Raw genomic sequence first — 13462 nt, forward strand, 5'->3', positions numbered from 1 at the left:
TCTCAGGCCGAGCGTCTGCGGTTGTTCGATGCGCTGCCCGCCGCCGAGAAAGATCGGCTGCGGCGCGAGGTGCGTGTGCTCGTGTTGACCGGCCTCGGGCTCAACTGTGAAGCCGAGACGCGCGCGGCGTTCAACCTGGTCGGCGCGAAGCCCGAGCTCGTGCACCTGCTCGATCTCCTGGACGGCTCGGCTCAGAGTCGGCTCTCTGACTATCCCGTGCTGGCGTTCATCGGTGGTTTTGCCTTTGGCGACCACCTGGGCGCCGGTTTTGTCTTCGCGAACAAGATCCGTTACCGGCTCTATGACGAGCTCTTGGCGTTCATCGAGCGCGGCGGGCTCGCCCTCGGGGTGTGCAATGGCTTTCAGACCATGACCCGCCTGGGACTCTTGCCGGGGCTCGACGGGGACTACCGGACGCCGCTCGCGACCCTCGCACCCAACGATCGGCCCGGCTATCGCGACGCTTGGGTCAGCTTGGGGTTTGATCCCGCTTCCCCCTGTGTCTGGACGCGGGGCATCGAGCGCATGAGTTTGCCGGCGCGTCACGGCGAGGGAAAATTCCTGACCTCGGAGACGACGCTCATGCGGCTGCGGGCTCAGCACCAGGTCGTCGCGCGTTATCTCGGCGCGGACGGCGCACCGACCCAGGAGTTTCCGGCGAACCCCAACGGCTCCCCGGCTGCGATTGCCGGGATTTGTGATCCGTCGGGGCGCCTGTTCGGTCTGATGCCTCACCCCGACGCGTTTCTCTATCCGTTTCATCATCCGGACTGGTCACGCCGACGATTTCTGGGGCGCGGCGGTGGCGAGGGAGACGGCCTGGCGATCTTCAGAAACGGCGTCGACGCGGCGGCTGCTGCTCGTTGGTAGCCGCGAGACCGAGCGATCTCTCGGTCGCGGTCGAATTCCGCGCAAGCGCAGGTGCGCCGCGGGTACCGTTGGGGGATACACCTCGATCGCACTCGCACCCGACGGCGCAGTGCACCTCGCGTACGGCAAGACCGTCTTCCTCGGCGGAGGAACACTCAGCGATCCGCTGCGCCACGCACGCCTGTGTCCGTGATCGTCCCGCGGTCGCCGCGAGTCACAGCCCGCCGCAGCGGAGTGTTCGGGCGTTCTCGGGAATGTCTTCCAGAAAGTGCGAGCGCGCCGGTTCGTCTTCGATGCAAGCGGCGCGCGCCAGCAGACGTGTGCGCGCTTCGGTCCACGCCAGCTCGGATTCGTGACTCCGACCGCTGGCTGCCAGGGCGTCGGCGAAGGTCGCGAGGATCAGGGTCTCGCCGGTCTCGGCCCCGCCGGCAATGGCGCGATCCCGGGCCGCACTGGCGAGCGTGAGGGCCTCGCCCGCGTGACCCTGAGCCAGGCGGCTCTGCGCCAGAATCGCCTGGGCAAGCGGCACGATCGGCGGCGCAACTTCGCGTACCAGCGTCAGGGCCTGGCGAGCGATTTGCTCCGCTTCCGCCGACGCGCCGGCCAGAAGCTCGATCTCCGCGAGGTAGGTCAGGGCCGCGCCTTCGAGCCGACGATCCAGCTGGTGTCGAAAAATCTCCAGTGAGGCCCGCTCGACCCGGCGCGCTTCCTCGAAGCGGCCGAGCCGGGCGTAGACCAAACCGAGGTTGTGCTGCGCTGCCGCAGACAGATGCTCCAGGCCCAGCTGCTGGGCGCGAGCGAGGGCGTCCACGAGCGTCCGCTCTGCGTCGCGGTAGGCGCTGAGCTCTAGCTCAGCGAACCCGATGCTTCCGGACTCGTTGAGGGCGCGGCGCGCGTCGCCGGCCTCCTCGAAATGCGCTCGCGCGGCCAGCTCTTCTGCCAGATAGGTCGACAAGTCGCCGCGGTAGAGCGCCGAGAGCGCTCGGAACACGTGAGCTTGCCCCAAGGTTGCCGGCTCGAGCTCGACGCCGGTCTTCTCGAAGTGCGCCGCGGTCTCTGCCAGCTCCTCCGCCAGTGCACTGTGGCCCGACAGCCACGCAAACAGCGCAACCCGCACCAGGCCGTAGGCCAAGGCGTCACTCGGTGCATCGCGAACCGAGCGACCGAGCAGGCTGCGGCCGAGGGGTACGAGCAGATCGGCCCGCCCCGAGCGCTGACACAAGAGCGCCTGTTCCGCCACACCGTGGCACCAGCGCGGACTGCCCGGTGGTAGCAGCAGAAGCCCGGCGTCGAGCGAGCTGCGTGCTCGATCGAGCTCACCCGTCCAGCGCATCGCCTCGGCCTCGGTGAGCAAAAGCGCGCCGAGCAGAGCGCCACCGGCTCCGGCATGTTTGCCGCGAGCGACGAACGTCAGCGTTTGGTCGAAGTCATTGGCCTCGAGGGCGAGAGTGGCTGCCCGTTCCCACCACGGCACTGCCGTTTTCGGTGAACCGCCGCGCTCGTGGTGTTCCGCAAGCGAGCGCGGATCGCGTTCGTTGTGGCGCTCGAGCCAGGCGGCGGCCAGGCGATGACCGAGCTGCTTGTCGTCCTCCGTGAGCGCGGTGTAGGCCGCTTCGCGCAAGAGATCGTGGGCAAAGGAATATTCCTGCTGGCCAGCGAAGCGAGTCTCGGCGCGCGGGGTCAATAACTCGAGCGCGCTGAGCTCCGACAACCAGGCGTCGACGCGCCCGACGGGGAGGGTGCCGACCAGGGTCTCGACTCCTCCCTGCCAGAAGTGCAGCCCAAAGACACTGGCCGCCCGCAGCACGCGTCGGGCCGCCGGATCGAGGGCGGCCAGTCGAGCCTGTACGAACGAGAGCACACTCATTGGCGCTGCCGCTCGTCCAGCGGCGTGCGCCCGGATCAGCTCCTCCAGAAACAGAGCGTTTCCCTGGGCTCTCTCCACCAGCGCCGCTCGGTCCGCCTCCGGCGTGCTACCCAGCGCGAGCTCGGTCAACGCCAGGGCCGCCTTGCGTGACAAGGGTCCGACCCTGATCTCTTGAACGGCGCGCTCGGACCAGAGCTGCGGAAACGTTGCATGAAGCTCCGGACGCGCGACGCCCAAGACCATCACCGGCAGCTCAGCCGCGCGGCGCAGGGCGGCGTCGATTGCCTGCACCGAAGGCAGATCGCCGATGTGCAAATCGTCCAGGACGATCAACAGCGGATTTGCCCGGGCGGAATGCTCGAGCAAGTCGCAAAACGCGCGGCGGATCTGGTCACCCATCAGGATGGGATCGACCCGGGCGGCTCGGAGCTCTCGGCTCCTCTCCTCCGGGAAAGAGAGTCCGAGGGGCTCGGCCAGGAACTCGGTCACGCGCGGCGCATCACTCTCGGGGACGCGGCCGCAAACACTGGACGCGAGGGCGTCGCGGCACTCGTCGGCGGAGGGACGGGCGAGCTGGAACGTCCGCTGCAGCAGATCCGAGAGCAGCGCGAACGGAGTTCCGGCACGCACCCGATCCCCGCGTCCGAACCACAGCGCTGGTTGCTCGGCGAGGTGGGCGCTCCGCGCCGTCATCTCCTGGAGAATGCGGCTCTTGCCGATGCCGGCGGGTCCGGTGAGCAACACGACGCGCGCGACCGAATCGCCGAAACACTCCTCGCCGATGGCCGCGAGTGCTTCGAGCTCGCGCTGGCGGCCGACACACTCGGTGCTCTTCCCCAGCAGCCTGCGGGCGAAGCGCAGTGTGGGCTGCGGCCCTTCGAGCACGGCAGTTCCGTCGACCTCGCGCACGACGAAACTCGCCGAGACGAGCCCGGCCATGTTGGCATCGAGCAAGATCTCGGCGGTCCCACGCGCTTGGGCAAGCTGCATGGCTCCCTCCACCGCGCGCGCGATGGGCAGGTGTTCGGCCTCGCTCGAGGTCACGGCCACGAGCGCGAGGCCGATTTCCGGCGTCGCCGCCCTCAGCGCCAGCGCGGCGCGCGCGGCCCGCTCGGCCGTGGCGGTGGGGTCGCGACCGTCGAATACGACCACGTAGCTGCCCGGGCCGAGAGGCTCGAGCCGCCCGGCGAATGCCTCGGCGATCTGCGTGCGCTCCACCCGCGCACCCTCGAGCTCGGCGAGGGCGAGCGTGCGTCCCTGGTGCCCCTCGTTGCCATCGGCGACGACGAGGCACATGAGTCCGCGTTCGTCAGCGGTCAAGGCCGGGGGGCGTCGACTCGGGATCGCCGACGGCGCCCGCGGAGCTCGCTCGAGCTCACGAAGTCGGGCGGCGACCTCACTGGCGTCTTTCGGGCGAGCGCTTCGCTCTCGCGCCAGCATGGCGTTTACGAGTGCGTCCAGCGCCTTCGGTACTCTCAGCTCGAGGTCCCGCGCGCGCGGCGCGTCCTCGAGTGTGATCTTGGCCAGCACCGCCAGCGGGTGGTCCGCAAAAAACGGTGCCTGGCCGGTCAAGGCTTCGAAGAAGACGGCGCCGAGTGCAAACACGTCGGCGCGTGCATCGACGTCCGTCTCCCCCCGGACTTGCTCCGGAGACATGTAACCGATGGTCCCGAGCGGAGTGCCCGTGCGCGTCATGCGTGCGCGTGGGCCGGCGGCGAACGCGACGCCGAAGTCGAGCACCTTCACTTCGTCGCAGCCTCCGCCCACGAGCATGAGGTTTTCGGGTTTGACGTCGCGGTGCACGATACCGACGGCGTGGGCGGACGCCAGCGCAGCGGCCGCCGCGCCGACGACGGCGACACTCTCGCTCACGCTGAGTCGGGTTTCGAGCAGGCGCTCCCGCAGGGAACTACCCTCGACCCAGGCCATGGCCAGGTAGGCGGGCCCGCCCGCGTTCGCGCTGCCATGTGCCAGGTATTGGACGATGCCAGGGTGGTCCAGCCGAGCGAGCGTCTCGGCCTCGACCAGGAAGCGCGCCCGGTGCGGCGAGCCGGGCTTCAACAATTTCAGCGCGACGATCTCCCCGCTGAGCCCATCTCGCGCGCGGTACACGCTTCCCATCCCTCCCTCGCCGGCGAGTCCGAGGATCTCGAAGCGCTCGTTGATGACGCTTCCGACGAGCATGCGGCTCGTAGGCTAGCAGGACTCAGCCGACTCCCCACGCTCCGGCGAGCTCGAGCAGGATTCGGTTATCGACGACGGCCTCCAGGAAACACTGGGCCAAGCGCGGGTCAGCCAACCTTTCTGCTTCGTCGTGCAGTCGTCGCGCTGCGTCAGCAACGAGTGCGGCGGCTTCGGATTGTCGTCCGTTCGCCGCCAGCGCCTCGGCGTGGGCACGGCGGATGGAGTGCGCGCCGAACTCGACGGCGCCCGCCGACTCGAGTCGCTCGTGCGCCCGCGTCGAGAGCTCGAGTGCGGACACGCCCTCACCCTGGGCGAGCTGTAGGCGCGCGAGCGTCGCCAGGGCCATGGGCACGAGCGGCGGGGCAGACCGCTCCAGGACCTCGAGCGCCCGGCCTCCGGCCTCGAGTCCCGCCTTCGAGTTTCCGCTCTGCAGGTGGATCATGGCCAGCGCGAGCTCGGCCCCGCCCAGCATGCGCTGGTCCCGATTTCGGAATGCTTCGAGTGCGGCTTGCTCCAACCTGACGGCCTCGTCGAACTCACCCAGGTAACCGAGCACGAGACCGAGGTTGTGTCTTGCGCCGGCCGCCGCGTGGGCAAGGCCGAGGCGCTCGGCGCTCACGAGTGCCGCTCGTAGATTCGTCTCTGCGTCGGCATAGACGCCGAGCTCCATCTGCACGCTGCCGATGCTGATGGACTGCTCGAGCGCCAGGCGAACGTCGCCGATGGCCAGATATCCTGCGTGAGCGCGCTCGGCTTCGCAGAGGTACCGACTTGGGGCGCCGTCGAGCAGGGCCTCGACGGCCCGATAGGCGTGGACCCACGCGCGGGTCACCGGGCCGAGCAGCGGTGTTGCGTTCTCCGCCAGCTCGACCAGCTCGCTGGCTTCACCCCGGAATCCGAAACGGAGCAGGGCGACCGCCGAGCGGACGCGCGCGAGGGCGAGCGCGTCGCGCCCGTCAGGCTCGGCGCTCGCGCTGGCGAGCTCTACCGAAGCGGACACGAGCTCCGCGCTCTGCCCGAGCCGCTGCAAGATCAGCGAGCGCTCGCCGATCGCGTTACACCAGCCGAGGGTGCCAGGCTCGAACGCCGAGATTGCGCGCTCCACGCTGGGTAGCGACTCCTTGACTCTGCCAGAGAGACGCAGTGCCTCGGCCCGTGTCAGGCAGAGCTCACCCGCTTCGGAACCCGTGACTTCGGCCGCAAGCCCGCGCTCGGCGAGCGCCACCGCGGCCTCGAAGTCCCCCGCGTCCAGGGCCTCGGCCGCAGCCCGTCGCCGCCAGCGCGCTGCTTCGCGCGGGGCCTGGGCGCGCTCGTAGTGTTCGGCCATCGAGGTGCCGTCCGCGGCGCCAATGCGCTCCAAGTGCTCGGCGGCGAGCTGGTGGCCGAGCATGCGATCTCGGTCGGTCAACATCGCGTAAGCCGCATCACGCACCAGCGAGTGGCGAAAAGTGTATTCACTCTCGCTCGCGAGCGCCTCGCCGCTGCGCCGCGTGACGACCTCGCGGAGCTCCAGCGTCTCGAGCCACTCGCGGGTCTCGGCGGCCATGGCCTCACCTCCAACCAGGGTGGTCACTCCGAGCGCCGAGAAACTCTGACCGAAGACGCTGGCCGCCCGCAGCACTCTGCGTGCCTCGGGTTCCATGTTTTCGATGCGCTCCTTGACCATGCCGAGCACGGAGTCTGGCTGCCCATCGCTGCGCCCCTCGACATGCGCACGGATCAACTCCTCCAGGTAGAACGCATTGCCGCCAGCTCTGAGCAGCAGGTCGGCGCAGATCGCGTCGCCCACCGGGCCGGCGGTCTCGCGGATCAGGCTCTCGGCTGCGCGCCGGGTCAGGGCTCCGATCTTCAGCTCCTGAACGTTGCGCTCGAGCCAGAGTCCCGGAAAGGTCTCGTGCACGTCGGGGCGAGCGATCGCGAGCAGCGTCCACGGCAGATTCGGCAAGTTGCGCAGGGCCGCATCGAGCAGCTTGACGGTAGCGGCGTCGCCCCACTGAAAGTCCTCGAGCACGAGCAGAACCGGCTGCATGCGGCACTCGGCGCTCAGAAGATCTTCCACCGCGCGCCTGAGCTGATCACTCATCAACAGCGGGTCTTGGCGGGCGGCCGAGAGCGCCGGAGAATCTGGAAATGGGCAGCCCAAGAGCTCAGCCATGAACTCGGTCACGCGTGCCTGGTCCTCGGGCGGGACCGAGCGCGCCACCGTCACGCTCACGGCTTCGCGCCGTGACTGCGCCGCCTCACCGTCGAGCACGCCGGTCGCCCGCCTCAACGCCTGGGCCAAGACGCCGAACGGGGCCCCTGCGTGCATCGGGTCACCGCGGCCGACCCAGACGGCGAGCTCGGGGTGGCGCTCACGAAGCTGACGGATGAGCTCGTAGCGGACTCGGCTCTTGCCCGAGCCGGCGGGGCCCGTCATCAGCACCGCCTGCGCGACGGGCGCGGCAAGGCTCTCGTCCACGATGGCATGTAGCGTTCTGAGCTCGCGATCCCGTCCAACGCAGGGTGTCTCTCGACCCAGCAGCAAGCGCGCGGGTTGTTCGACGCTCGAGGCGCCGGTCAGGGTGTAGGCGCCGCGCGCACCGGACGCTTGAAAGCGTGGTGGCAACAAGCCTCGCGTGACGTCGTCGATGCCGATGCCACCCGCGACGCTGGCCAAGCTCGCGGCTCGCTCGACGACCTCGCCTTCGCACTGTCCGCGTTCGAGTGTGGCCCATCCGGTAGCGATGCCAACCGCGAGCATTGGGTCGGTGTTCATGATCTCGAGCGCCACCGCCGCCGCGCGCGCCGCCTGATCGGTGGCCACGCCGCTGCCCGCGGTGGTCAGCAAACACGAGCCATCCGCGAGAAACTCCGTGCGAAGCTGGTTGTCTCGAGCGAGCCTTCGCACCTCGTCGGGCCAGCCCGCGAGGGCTCTGTCTGCGGAATCGCTCACGCGTTTGGCCAAGAGCACGCTGACCAACTCGCGCTCGCGCTCGGTGATGGCGACCGCCGCCGACGCCAGCGGAGCACGCAGTGTCGGGCGGGAGCCGCCGATGCCGGCCAGCGCTTCGAGCAGGGCGTCCGCTGACTCGGGCCGATCATCCGGGTTCTTGGCCAAGAGCCGCGCGCACAGCTCGTCGAGCGGCTGCGGCACGTCGGCAATCACCTCCCGCAGGCGCATTGCGCCGGCGACCACGATTTTTGCGAGGACCGCCAGATAACTGTCGGCGCCGAATGCCGGCGTGCCAGTGACACACTCGAACAAGATCGCACCGAGCGCGAAGAGGTCGGCGCGCGCATCGACCTCCTCGGTGCCACGCGCTTGCTCCGGCGCCATGTACCCCAGCGTTCCGGTTGGACCTTGCCAGGCGCGAGCCTCGGTTCGGTCCCCGCGGTGACGTGCGAGCCCGAAGTCCAAGAGCTTCACGCTCTGGGCGTGGCCGTCGGGTAGGAGCAAGTTGCCAGGGGACAGATCGCAGTGGATGACGCCGGCCGAGTGGGCGTGCGCCAGCGCTCCGGCGACGCGTCGGATGAGATCGACGGCCTCTTCCACGGGCAAGCGTCCGCCCTCCAATCGACGGCTGAGGGTCTGACCCTCGAGCCACTCCATTGCGAGGTAGTGCTCGCCGCCGCCCGTGTTGCCGTGAGCGACGTAGCGAACGATAGCCGGATGGCTGAGGAGGGTGAGTGCGCGCGCTTCGCGGAAGAATCGTTGTTCGCCCTCGCGGCCGGCGTGAACGTGTTTCAGGGCCACGGGCTCGCCGGTCTGGCGGTCGATGGCGCGAAAGACCTCGCCCATTCCACCTTCGCCGGCGAAGGTCGTGACCTCGAACCGGCCTGCTATTACATCACCGAGATTCAACCGACCCGTACACGTAGCGCCGCTGGGCGGAGCTGGCTAGCGGGTGGGGCCGGTTGCGCACCCCGGGAACGGGCGCGGCGCTGGGAGAATGGGCCGTTCGGCGGGCTCAGCAGCCGTAGATCACCAGCGTGGCGGCCGAGGCGATGCGCTCGAGGGCGGTGACGTCGGACGCACGGAAGGCGTGGCCCACCCGCCCGAGCTCGATGATTGCCAGCAGATCGCCGCCGATGCACAGCGGAACCATCGCGACGCCCTCGAGATCAGCAGCGGCGCCGAGCCGGTTCGCGATGCAGCGCTCGGCCTCACCCGTTCCGGGCCGTGCCACGACCAACCCACCAAAACGGGCAATTCGAGTCGCTGCGTCGTCCGGCAAGATCGCGCCGAGCCGCCCGGTCATGCCGATGCCACGCACACAGGTGGTCGTGGCGCGCTGGTCGGGATCGAAGGCTCTGTGTACGAGCCCGAAGCTCGCGTTGGTCGTCTCGAAGCACTCGTGCAACGCAAGGGACAACACCTCTGCCGCGTCCATCGCCAGGCCAAAGCGTGAGACGAGGTCCGCGTGGCTCTGGCCCATGAACGGGCGGTTGATCAGGGTGTCGGTGCCCGGAACCCGCTGAACCGCACGGATCTCGCGGATCTGGTCCAGGCGGCGCCACGTGCGCCAGGTCAGCTCCCGCACCAGGCAGTCTTCCGGGATGCGCCCGTGGAACACCCCGCGCTGGAGCAGGTCCGTTCTCACCGGACCGACGGTCAGCTCTCCGTTGGTGACGAACCAGAGAGGTGGGGGACGAACTGGGCGTGGCGAGTGAGTGGCGGCGGAAATCTGCACGGGAAGGCTCCTTCGTCGGCGAATGCGACGTGCGCCGAAATTGTCGCGCACAACAGCCTCGACGGGCCAAGAACGAGGTTCGTCCCAGGCGTTTTTCCGTCCAGCGCTGGAGCTCCCGAGCCTAAGATTGGGCGGTGGAGAGCGTGCGAATCGATCGCTGGCTTGCGGCTGCGCGGTTCTTCAAGTCGCGCACCCAGGCCAGCGATGCGTGTCTCGGCGGTCACGTCCGAGTGAATGAAAACCCGGCGCGCCCGAGCCACCTGGTCCGCGTCGGCGATCGCGTTCGTGCGATTGCGCCGCGTGGCGAGGTGATCTTGGAAGTGCTCGCCTTGGCCGAAAAGCGCCTGGCCCCCGCGCCGGCGCGCGCCTTGTATCAAGACTTCTCCCCGCCGCCGCCACCAAGAGAGGAACGCGTCGCCGTTCGCGATCGTGGCGCCGGGCGCCCCACCAAGGCCGACCGTCGCGCGCTCCAACGCCTGCGGGAAGATCACTGACTGTCGGGCGGACGCGCTCGCTCAGTGCTCTTCATTCGGCGCGGGCGCGGCCGACGCTGCTGCCGCCGCGGAAGCCGCGTTGGCGATCTGCGGGATGAACCGAAGCGGAGTCCCCATGAAGCGCGCGTTCGGATTGCTGAGCGGCGCCGGCGGTGGTGCAGGCGCGGCCTCCTCTTCTTCCGCCGGCTCTGGCGCTGGCGGGGGTGCGGGTGGAGGCGGTGGTGGATCGTTGTGCGGCTCGGGCGGCGGAGGCGGCGCCATGGGTGTGATCTGCAGCACGGGCGGCTGGCTTGGAGCGTTGCCGAGCCGCGGCGCGGGGCCGGGGCCGCGCTGCGCGGCCGGGGTCGGGGTCGGCTGGGTCCTGGCCGGCATCAGTGCGTTCGTTGGTTCGGTGTCTTCGATCACATTGACGATCTTCGAGGTCTGGCCGAACGCCAGGGTCTTCGGCGTCACGAGCAGGACGATCAGCACGTAGAGCAGCGACGACGCGATCAGCGCGATGCAGGGCGTCCAGCGCCAAGTCACAAACCCGAGCAAGGACTTCAGGGCTCGCATGGCAGGTTCCCTCGGCGGCAGTCTACCCGAGGACGCGGCCGGCACCAGGGGGCGAGAGAGCGGCTCGCCAAAAGGCCGCCCGGATGCCAGGGTTTTGCGCGGATCTTCCGCGAGATCCCCTCAGCCCCCGCTGAAAGCGTCCTCGGCGTCCGCCCCGGGAGGCGTCGCGTCGGTGAGGTCGTCCAGGTAACCCTCCGGCAGGCTCACCTCCTGGGTCCCCGAAGCCTTGCCTCGGGGTACCCGCATGGCCGACGGAGGAAAGGGCTGAGTGCGGTCGACGGACGCCACCGTGCTGACGAGGTCGTCGTAGCTCGAGATCTGCATCAATCGCGCTCGCAGCTCCGCGCTACCGCGAAAACCTTTTGTGTACCAGGTCGTGTGTCGGCGAAACGCCCGCATCGCCGGTTGTTCTCCCAGCCACTCCGACAAAAGGCGCGCGTGTTCGAGCATGATGTCGATCACGCTGCCGAGCGCGGGCGGGTCGTCCGGCTCGCGACCCGCGAAGACCGCCGCGAGATCCCGAAACAGCCAGGGCCTGCCGAGGCAACCTCGACCGACGATGACCCCGTCGCACCCCGTCGTGCGCATCATGCGCAGCGCGTCCTCCGCCTCCCAGATGTCGCCGTTGCCGAGCACCGGGATCTTCACGCTCTGTTTCAACAGGGCGATGGCCTCCCAGCGCGCTGCGCCATCGTACAGCTGAGCGGCCGTGCGGGCGTGCAGGCCCACGGCGGCACATCCAGTCTCTTCACCGACGCGGCCGGCATCCAGGTAGGTGAGCAAGCGGTCGTTGACCCCCATGCGGAACTTGATCGTGACCGGTACGCTGCCGGCGTTGTCGACCGCAGCCTTGACGATGCGATGAAGCAGGTTCGGCTTCACCGGGATCGCTGCGCCGCCGCCCTTTCGTGTCACTTTCCGCACAGGACACCCGAAGTTCATGTCGATGTGGTCGACGCGACCCTCACCCACCAGGCGTTTGACGGCCTCGCCGACGTAGTGGGGGTCGACGCCGTAGAGCTGCAAGGACCGCGGACTCTCGTCGGCACCAAAATCGGCGAGCCGGAGCGTCTTGTCGCGGCCTTCGACCAGCGGGCGCGCCGTGATCATTTCACTCACGTAGAGGCCAGCGCCAAAACGCCGGCACAAAGCCCGGAATGGGTAGTTGGTGACCCCGGCCATGGGTGCGAGCACCACTGGCGGCCAGACCTGCAGCGGCCCGATGTGGAGAGGGCGGAACTCGCCCTCACACGCCGGCGGCACGTCGCGGTTCAGCTCACTTCGGTAGCGGGCGTCCACTAAGGTCTCGGCGTCACAAGAGTGACAGCTGTTTCGGCTGCACGCGGCTCATGACCAGCTCCTCGGCTTGATCCAGCCACTCGGCGCGGCATGCGGGGTCGAGCCGAATTGCCGTCAGGCCACGTTCGGTAATTTCGCGCGCCAGCCGCGCGTCCACCGCTCGCTGAAACTCCGGATCGGTGGTGCGAAAGCCGTCGGCGCTGGGCACCTCGACCACCGGCACCGCGACCAACAGATCGTACGACTTCATCCAATAGTTCACCAAGAGGTCGAGCCCCGCCTGCGGCCCGGCCGCCAGGAGCAGGTAGACGTAGTTGTCGAGGGCGCTGCGGTCGCACAACACCACGGGGTAGCGCTGGGCAGCCACGACCTCTTCGGCGATCTGCGTGTGGAGGATCCAGGACTCGCTGGCCACCCCTGTTTCTTCGTTGATCGGCAGTGGACAGCGGCGAGCCACCTCGTGCACGACCTCGAGCACGACGTCGCGGGCTTTGAGTCGCGCGGCCAGTCCGTAACACAGCGTGGTCTTGCCAACGCCATGGCTGCCGACGAACGCCACCTTCAACTTCCCAGGTGCCGGCATACTCATTCCCAGCCTTCGTCCGTGGGGTCGGTCTCCGCTGCCGGTTTTGGTGGGCGCACCGCCGGAATGCGGATCGTCGATTTCCGGTCGGTACGATTCGGCTTGTTGCGGTAGGCCTCGTCCGGAAGGTCGATGCGCGAGAGGCGGGGGGTGTTGCGGCGGTGCACGTCGGCTGGACCTTGGCCGGGCGAGGCCTCCGCCTCCAGATCCGGCGACGTGACGCGCGAGTAGATGTCGGCCGGGGTCGACGGCGGCACGGGTTTTGTCTCCGCGGAGGGGGGCGGCGCTTCCGGGCGGGGGGTGGAGCTGATGGGACGGTCTGGCGGTCGAGCGCTCGCCGGGCCGGAGCGCTTCGACGCGGGTCCGGCGAGTGGGACGCCCGAGCGGGGGATGTGGGTGATCCGCCCCGTGGCTCGGCGCAGCCTCAACTCGTCGTCTCGCCGGGTGTCGAAGACGACGAGTGGCATCAGCGATTCCGGGTTCTCCGCCGCCCAATCAGCGAGCTCGGAGAGCGAGACCGCCACCGAGAAGGTGCGCACACGTTCGAAGTGCCGGCCCGCATCCAGACGGATGTCTATTTCCGTCGCCAGGTCGAAGTCGCGCAAGATGATGTCGAGCGCTCCGTCGAGCCAGACACTCTGGGCAAGCCGGGCCAGGACCTCCAAGATCCGATGCGCGCCTCGCCCTGGCTTGGCCACGCGCGCCATCTTCTCGACGAGCTTGAGCACGTGGTCACGTGGCGAACCGCTCTCCGTGTTGAAGGCCTGCTCGATGAGCGCAGGATCGATCTCGTCGCAGCTCTTGAAATCGAGGGGCAGTGGCATCGGTACTATCGGCTCGGCCGGAGGCGCTACAGGATCGAAGAAAGGTTGGGCTCCGTCAACCGGGTCTCCGCCGCCCGGGAAGTATTTGGCGCATTCAGCGAACGCGCATCGTG

General features: G+C 68.7%; 8 protein-coding genes and 1 pseudogene. 2 read left to right on the plus strand and 7 right to left on the minus strand.

Features of this window, described 5'->3' with window-relative positions; translation table 11 throughout:
* Positions 1–57: 57 nt before the first annotated feature.
* A complete protein-coding gene (locus IPI67_08890; GenBank protein MBK7580305.1) occupies positions 58–870 on the plus strand; it encodes a phosphoribosylformylglycinamidine synthase subunit PurQ in 813 nt (270 codons plus the stop codon).
* A gap of 214 nt (positions 871–1084) precedes the next feature.
* Here IPI67_08890 and IPI67_08895 read toward each other — a convergent pair whose 3' ends face one another.
* From IPI67_08895 to IPI67_08905, 3 genes are all read right to left on the minus strand, one after another.
* Positions 1085–4921: a protein kinase gene (locus tag IPI67_08895; GenBank protein ID MBK7580306.1), complete on the minus strand. Its 3837-nt coding sequence runs from the start codon at positions 4919–4921 to the stop codon at positions 1085–1087.
* Positions 4922–4943: 22 nt separating this feature from the next.
* A complete protein-coding gene (locus IPI67_08900; protein ID MBK7580307.1) occupies positions 4944–8765 on the minus strand; it encodes a protein kinase in 3822 nt (1273 codons plus the stop codon).
* Between the two features lie 106 nt (positions 8766–8871).
* On the minus strand, positions 8872–9594 hold the full coding sequence (locus tag IPI67_08905) for a GAF domain-containing protein (GenBank protein ID MBK7580308.1): 723 nt from the start codon (positions 9592–9594) through the stop codon (positions 8872–8874).
* 134 nt (positions 9595–9728) lie between these two features.
* Here IPI67_08905 and IPI67_08910 point away from each other — a divergent pair, with 134 nt between their 5' ends.
* The gene (locus tag IPI67_08910) at positions 9729–10088 is read left to right on the plus strand and encodes an RNA-binding S4 domain-containing protein (protein MBK7580309.1); all 360 of its coding nucleotides are present in this window, start codon (positions 9729–9731) and stop codon (positions 10086–10088) included.
* A 180-nt stretch (positions 10089–10268) separates the two neighbouring features.
* Here the strand turns inward: IPI67_08910 and IPI67_08915 are convergent.
* From IPI67_08915 to IPI67_08930, 4 genes and pseudogenes are all read right to left on the minus strand, one after another.
* A pseudogene (locus IPI67_08915) lies at positions 10269–10346 on the minus strand (J domain-containing protein).
* A gap of 417 nt (positions 10347–10763) precedes the next feature.
* Positions 10764–11825 carry a tRNA dihydrouridine synthase DusB gene (gene dusB / locus IPI67_08920; GenBank protein MBK7580310.1) on the minus strand — a complete coding sequence of 354 codons (1062 nt, stop codon included), beginning with the start codon at positions 11823–11825 and terminating at the stop codon, positions 10764–10766.
* 130 nt (positions 11826–11955) lie between these two features.
* Positions 11956–12525, minus strand: coding sequence for an ATP-binding protein (locus IPI67_08925; GenBank protein ID MBK7580311.1), 570 nt, complete (start codon positions 12523–12525; stop codon positions 11956–11958).
* Positions 12526–12527: 2 nt separating this feature from the next.
* Complete coding sequence (locus tag IPI67_08930; protein MBK7580312.1) at positions 12528–13349, minus strand: hypothetical protein; 822 nt, start codon at positions 13347–13349, stop codon at positions 12528–12530.
* Positions 13350–13462 lie beyond the last annotated feature (113 nt).

It is taken from the genome of Myxococcales bacterium (assembly GCA_016706225.1).
Lineage (GTDB): Bacteria > Myxococcota_A > Polyangia > Polyangiales > Polyangiaceae > JADJKB01.

What these genes read in the sequence shown, in the direction of transcription:
- dusB (MBK7580310.1), bottom strand. Translation starts at nt 11,825, where the DNA reads ATGGCCGGGGTCACCAACTACCCATTCCGGGCTTTGTGCCGGCGTTTT.
- IPI67_08895 (MBK7580306.1), bottom strand. Translation starts at nt 4,921, where the DNA reads ATGCTCGTCGGAAGCGTCATCAACGAGCGCTTCGAGATCCTCGGACTC.
- IPI67_08930 (MBK7580312.1), bottom strand. Translation starts at nt 13,349, where the DNA reads ATGCCACTGCCCCTCGATTTCAAGAGCTGCGACGAGATCGATCCTGCG.
- IPI67_08925 (MBK7580311.1), bottom strand. Translation starts at nt 12,525, where the DNA reads ATGCCGGCACCTGGGAAGTTGAAGGTGGCGTTCGTCGGCAGCCATGGC.